Origin of the sequence: Candidatus Accumulibacter phosphatis, from assembly GCF_012939955.1 — a bacterium.
Lineage (GTDB): Bacteria > Pseudomonadota > Gammaproteobacteria > Burkholderiales > Rhodocyclaceae > Accumulibacter > Accumulibacter delftensis.
Genome location: NZ_SPMY01000101.1, coordinates 1 through 5,104, shown reverse-complemented (window position 1 = coordinate 5,104; position 5,104 = coordinate 1). Strand labels below are relative to the sequence as shown.

Annotated in this window: 5 protein-coding genes and 1 pseudogene; 4 read left to right on the top strand and 2 right to left on the bottom strand. The window is 64.5% G+C overall.

Annotated features, from left to right (window positions below; all coding sequences use genetic code 11):
* Nucleotides 1-366: pseudogene (gene aceE / locus E4Q23_RS21300) on the bottom strand (pyruvate dehydrogenase (acetyl-transferring), homodimeric type); the annotation flags it as partial.
* Between the two features lie 463 nt (nt 367-829).
* Between aceE and folD the strand changes: the two are divergent.
* The 4 genes from folD to E4Q23_RS21280 all read left to right on the top strand — a co-directional run bounded on the left by folD (nt 830) and on the right by E4Q23_RS21280 (nt 4,477).
* The gene (gene folD, locus E4Q23_RS21295) at nt 830-1,681 is read left to right on the top strand and encodes a bifunctional methylenetetrahydrofolate dehydrogenase/methenyltetrahydrofolate cyclohydrolase FolD (protein ID WP_169068475.1); all 852 of its coding nucleotides are present in this window, start codon (nt 830-832) and stop codon (nt 1,679-1,681) included.
* On the top strand, nt 1,681-2,181 hold the full coding sequence (gene purE / locus E4Q23_RS21290; RefSeq protein ID WP_169068474.1) for a 5-(carboxyamino)imidazole ribonucleotide mutase: 501 nt from the start codon (nt 1,681-1,683) through the stop codon (nt 2,179-2,181). The genes folD and purE overlap by 1 nt, the downstream gene beginning before the upstream one ends.
* Nucleotides 2,182-2,283: 102 nt before the next feature.
* Nucleotides 2,284-3,441 carry a 5-(carboxyamino)imidazole ribonucleotide synthase gene (locus E4Q23_RS21285; protein ID WP_169068473.1) on the top strand — a complete coding sequence of 386 codons (1,158 nt, stop codon included), beginning with the start codon at nt 2,284-2,286 and terminating at the stop codon, nt 3,439-3,441.
* Nucleotides 3,431-4,477, top strand: a complete 1,047-nt coding sequence (locus E4Q23_RS21280; RefSeq protein WP_169068472.1) for an L-threonylcarbamoyladenylate synthase — start codon at nt 3,431-3,433, stop codon at nt 4,475-4,477. The genes E4Q23_RS21285 and E4Q23_RS21280 overlap by 11 nt, the downstream gene beginning before the upstream one ends.
* A gap of 335 nt (nt 4,478-4,812) precedes the next feature.
* On the opposite strand, the gene E4Q23_RS23365 is transcribed toward E4Q23_RS21280, so the two are convergent.
* Nucleotides 4,813-5,104: hypothetical protein (locus E4Q23_RS23365; RefSeq protein WP_211203888.1), on the bottom strand; the 292-nt coding region annotated here is incomplete at its 5' end.

Genomic DNA, 5,104 nt, shown 5'->3' with positions numbered 1-5,104 from the left:
GAGGGCCGCCGCCGAGGCAAACGAAGCGATGTGGCCGCCGACGTTGCTGTCCTTGTTGGCACGCACGACCATCGCCATGGCATTCCAGCGAATGTAGTTGTGAATCCGGATTTCGAGATCCGCGTTGCCGGGATACTTGGGCTGCTGATCGACCGGAATGGTGTTGATGTACTCGGTGGTGGCGCTGTAGGGAATATCGATTCCCTCCTGGCGGGCGTGGGAAATCAGGCCGTCAATCAGGTAGTGAGCGCGCTCGGCGCCTTCCCGATCGATTACCCCGCTCAGTGCGTCTTGCCATTCCTGTGTCTCTTGCGGGTCGGCATCGGTGATGCCGGCCGACGGCGCGTTTTCGGGCAGAGCTGCCATGGACTTGTCTCCTGGTCTGCAGAATCATGAAGTGAATAGTTTTGCTGGACGCCCAAGCGAACGTCAGCACAGAGGGTAAACGCTTGCGTCACTACAAAGTACCGCAGCGCAGCAATCCTTGTTGTCCCGCATTGTAAAACACACTTTTGCATCGTGCAATTTCACATGCGCCAGAAGGCCCTTGCGGGTGTTTTGGCACCCCCTATTGACCGTGTCACGGCCAGGAAGTTGATCTGTATCAACGTGGAATCGTCAATCAGCCGCCAAGTGGCCGGCTTTGTAGGCATTTTCCCCTTCCAGGAAGGTAGGCAAGCGCACAAGCGGCGAACTCGGAAGCGGCAACGGACGCCACCTGATTTGCGATAGAATCGCTCTCCTCCGAGATCGATGCGAAGAGACGACGCGCGCCTGGAGCGCCTCGCGTTTCTCGCATTGCCTTCTGGCCACTCCAGGAAACCACGAAATGACAGCAAAAATCCTCGACGGCACCGTGCTGGCACAAAAGCTGCGCGCCGATTTCAAGTCCCGCGCCGAAACGCTGGCTGCGCGCGGCACCCGCCCCGGACTGGCCGTGATTCTGGTCGGCGAAGACGCCGCTTCGCAGGTCTATGTGCGCAACAAGGTCAACGCCTGTGCGCAGGCCGGTTTTCACTCCGAAAAAATCACTTATCCGCCGACTGTCGAGCCGGCGCTGGTGCTGGCCAAAATCGCCGAGCTCAACGGCGATCCAAAAATTCACGGCATCCTGGTGCAACTGCCGCTGCCGAAGCACTTTGACAGTGATGCGGTACTCAAGGCGATCTCCCCCGCGAAGGACGTCGACGGTTTTCACGCCGAAAACGTCGGCGCGCTGATGCAGGGCAATCCGCGTTTCATTCCTTGTACGCCCTACGGCATCATGAAGTTCTTCAGCGACGCCGGCATCGAACTGAAGGGCAAGGAGGCAGTCGTCCTGGGACGCTCGAACATCGTCGGCAAGCCGATGGCGATGCTCCTGATGCAAGCCAGCGCGACGGTCACCATCTGCCATTCGCAGACCCGTGACCTGCTGTTCCACACCCGGCGCGCCGACATCCTGGTTGCGGCGCTCGGGCGTGCGCGCTTTGTCACCGCCGAGATGGTCAAACCCGGTGCGGTGGTCATCGATGTCGGCATCAATCGCCTGCCGGACGGCAAACTCTGTGGCGACGTGGACTTCGGCCCGGTCAGCGAGGTCGCCTCGGCGATCACGCCGGTCCCCGGTGGCGTCGGGCCGATGACCATCACCATGCTGCTCGCCAACACCCTCGAAGCCGCCGAAAGAGAGGCGCACTGATGGCACAGCAGCAGGCGCCGCTGGTCGGCGTCGTCATGGGCTCCGATTCCGACTGGCCGACGATGCAAGCGGCGGCAGTGATGCTCAAGGACTTCGGCGTCCCTTTCGAGACCCGCGTCGTCTCCGCGCACCGCACCCCGGATCTGCTTTTCGACTACGCTTCGACGGCCGCCGAGCGTGGCCTGAAGGCGATCATCGCCGGCGCCGGCGGCGCCGCGCATCTACCCGGCATGCTGGCCGCCAAGAGCATCCTGCCCGTCCTCGGCGTGCCGGTGCAATCGAAGGCGCTGTCCGGTAACGATTCGCTGCTGTCCATCGTGCAGATGCCGAAAGGCATACCGGTGGCCACTTTCGCCATCGGCGAGGCCGGCGCGGCCAACGCGGCGCTGTTTGCCGTCGCCATGCTCGCCACAAGCGACGCGGCGCTGGCGCAGCGCCTCAGCGAATTCCGTCAAACCCAGGCCGCCAAAGTGCTGGCCATGAAGCTGCCGGAAGTGTGAGCGGCCGCAGCCCGAACGACAGCCCCGCTCCCGGCCAGGGACTTCTCTCACCGGCGAGCGCTGTCGCTGACCGCCTGCGGCGCGTTAGATGAGTACAAGACGATGATTCTTCCCCCGGCTACTCTCGGCATGCTCGGTGGCGGCCAACTCGGCCGCTTCTTCGTCGCCGCCGCACACGAACTCGGCTACCCGGTCTGGGTTCTCGACCCTGACCCGCACAGTCCCGCCGGACTGATCGCCGACCGTCATCTGGTCGCCGGCTACGACGATTATCCGGTGCTCGACGAACTGGCACAGGGCTGTACGGCGATCAGCACCGAGTTCGAAAACGTCCCCGCCGGCAGCCTCGACTATCTCGCCAAATTCGTCCTCGTGCGCCCGGCGGCAGCCGCGGTCAGCGTCTGCCAGAATCGCATCGCCGAAAAAGAGTTCCTGCGCCGACACCATCTGCCGATTGCCGACTTCATCGCCGTGCACAGCGAACACGACCTGCGTGCTGCCCCGCTCAGCCTTTTCCCGGCGATCCTGAAAGTCGCTCGTTTCGGCTACGACGGCAAGGGGCAAGCCGTCGTCGCCGGTCGTGATGAGGCGATCGCCGCCTTCCAGCACTTCAAGGGCGAAACCTGCGTCCTCGAACAGAAACTCGCGCTCGGCAGCGAAATCTCGGTGGTCCTGGCGCGTGACGAAGACGGCCAGGTGAAAAGCTTTCCGAGCGCCGAGAACAGCCACCGCAAAGGCATTCTCGACGTCTCGCTGGTGCCGGCACGCCTTTCGCCGATGCTGCGCGCAGAGGCCGCCGAACTGGCTGAAAAGATCGCCGCCGGCCTCGGCTATATCGGCACCCTGGCGGTCGAATTCTTCGTTGTCGAGGACCAGCTGGTGGTCAACGAAATGGCGCCACGCCCGCACAACAGCGGCCACTACACGCTCGATGCCTGCCTGACCAGCCAGTACGAGCAGCAGGTGCGCGCCCTCTGCGGCTTGCCGCTGGGCGACCCGCGCGCGCACTCGGCGGCAGCGATGGTCAACCTGCTCGGAGACATCTGGTACGAAACCGGCCCTGCCGGCACTCGCTATCGTGAACCCGACTGGTCACGCCTGCACGCCTTTCCCGGCCTCAAGCTGCATCTCTATGGCAAGCACCACGCCAGGCACGGCCGCAAGATGGGGCACTTCACGGTGGTCGACGAGGACCCGGAGAAAGCCCGCGCCGTGGCGCTGGCGGCCCGTACGGCGATCGGGATCGTCGATGCCCCCTGAGCAGGCGGACATCGAGCGCGCCGTCGCGCTACTGCAGGCCGGCCAACTGGTCGCTTTCCCGACCGAGACGGTCTATGGGCTGGGCGCCGATGCCGCCAACCCGCCGGCGCTGGCCCGCATCTTCGCCGCCAAGGGGCGACCCGCCGAGCACCCGCTAATCGTCCATCTGGCCGGTGCCGGCTGTCTCGACCGCTGGGCGTGCGATATTCCAGCGCTGGCATGGGAGTTGGCCGAAGCTTTCTGGCCAGGTCCGCTGACCTTGATCCTCAAGCGCGCCGCGGGAGTGCCCACTGCAGTCACCGGCGGCCAGGACAGCATCGGCGTCCGCGTGCCCGCACATCCGGTCGCACTGGCTCTACTGCGCGCCTTTGCGCAGGCCGGCGGCGGCGTTGCTGGCATGTGTGGCCTGGCCGCCCCTTCTGCCAACCGCTTCGGCCGCATCAGCCCGACCGACGCCGCGCATGTGCGCGAAGAACTGGGCAACTCCGTCTCCCTGGTGCTCGACGGTGGCCGCTGCCCGGTCGGCATCGAGTCGACGATTCTCGACCTCACGCGCGATCCTGGGCTGCCGCCACGGCTGCTGCGTCCGGGACACGTCACCCCGGAGCAGATCGCGTCGGTCATCGGCATGCTGCCCGAGGTCCTCACGCAAGCGGCGGATGACGGCAGGCCGCGGGTCTCGGGTTCGCTGGCCGCACACTACGCGCCAGCGACGCCGCTGCGCCTGGTGGCCTCGACCGAGCTTGCGGAAGTCGTCGCCGAACTCCGTCAAACGGGCCGCCACAGTGCCATCCTGTGCCACAGCGAGTTCCCGGGCGTCGCGGCGACGCTTGCCGTTCGCCAGCTGGCTGCGCATCCCCGCGGCTACGCGCGCGCACTCTACGCGGCACTGCGCGAACTCGACCAAATGGCCGCCGACCTGATCGTCGTCGAAGCGGTTCCGGCGACACCCGCCTGGGCAGCAGTCGCCGATCGCCTGCGCCGGGCCGCCGTCGGCGCCGGTCAAACGACTGACTCGGCAAACAGGCATCGCTGATCCCCAGTCACCGGCCAGCGCAGCTGGCTCGACAAAGCAGGAGCGCACGGAACCAAGGCGATTCCTGTTCAAGGACAAGCGCTCCTGTTGCGGCCATCGCCTAACGGTCATGACATTTCGAGATACCCCGAATCATGAAAGTCATGACCGCTTCCCTCTCACTTGCAGTGCGCATTCCGGCTTGCACGCCGTAATCGTTCGCCGGGCAGGGAGCATGCTCCCTGAATTCCCCGCCTCACCCCAGACCCTTCTCCGGCGAGTGGAGAAGGGAGTTTCGTGAGTCGCTTGCGCGACTTTCACATTAACGGTCATGACACGTGGAGACACCCCAACGGTCATTGCAGTTGCGGCCGCCCCGGATCATGAAAGAAAATTCGAGTTGGGAAGCGATGGGTAGAGGTCGCGCAAAGCTTTGGCGGCTCGACCCCGAACTTTAACGTGACCCGCTGAACCGACTCGTACCCCGGATTGCTGCCTTTGAGCGCACACATTAAAAGGGCCGTTGGCGACCTGTCGCCTTCAGGCAACTTCGGTTCTGGCACCCACCGCCTCCCGCTTTCAAGTTTATTGCGAAAGGAGACGGTATGGAACTGGTTCCGATCCACAAGCGGGTCATTGGACTCGACA

What these genes read in the sequence shown, in the direction of transcription:
- folD (WP_169068475.1), top strand. Translation starts at nt 830, where the DNA reads ATGACAGCAAAAATCCTCGACGGCACCGTGCTGGCACAAAAGCTGCGC.
- purE (WP_169068474.1), top strand. Translation starts at nt 1,681, where the DNA reads ATGGCACAGCAGCAGGCGCCGCTGGTCGGCGTCGTCATGGGCTCCGAT.
- E4Q23_RS21285 (WP_169068473.1), top strand. Translation starts at nt 2,284, where the DNA reads ATGATTCTTCCCCCGGCTACTCTCGGCATGCTCGGTGGCGGCCAACTC.
- E4Q23_RS21280 (WP_169068472.1), top strand. Translation starts at nt 3,431, where the DNA reads ATGCCCCCTGAGCAGGCGGACATCGAGCGCGCCGTCGCGCTACTGCAG.